This is a genomic window from Salinimicrobium oceani, assembly GCF_012037645.1.
Genome location: NZ_JAAVJR010000870.1, coordinates 1 through 400 on the forward strand (window position 1 = coordinate 1; position 400 = coordinate 400).

1 protein-coding gene is annotated in these 400 nt (G+C 48.2%); it reads left to right on the forward strand.

What is annotated here, in order from left to right:
• Positions 1–400 (forward strand): glycosyltransferase family A protein (locus HC175_RS19810; RefSeq protein ID WP_168139814.1); only part of this gene is annotated, 400 nt, incomplete at both ends.

Below are 400 nucleotides of genomic sequence, written 5' to 3' on the forward strand. Positions count from 1 at the left end.
TAACCCTTTTGAGGTGGTGATCGTGGAGGATGGTTCTACTGTTCCTTCGGAAGAGGTGGTGCACGATTTCTCCGGAAGTATGGATATCAGCTACTTTTATAAGCCCAATTCCGGTCCCGGGGATTCCCGAAACTTCGGAATGAGAAAAGCTGCCGGAAATTACTTTTTGATCCTCGATAGTGACGTGATACTGCCGCGGCAGTATTTAGCTGAAGTTGATAAAGAACTGCGGAAAGATTTCGTCCATTGCTTTGGAGGTCCCGATGCTGCTCATGAAGGATTCAGCGATCTGCAGAAGGCGATCAACTATGCCATGACCTCTTTTCTCACCACCGGCGGAATTAGAGGCGGAAAGAAAATGGTTGGAAAATTCCAGCCCCGCAGCTTTAATATGGGCCTG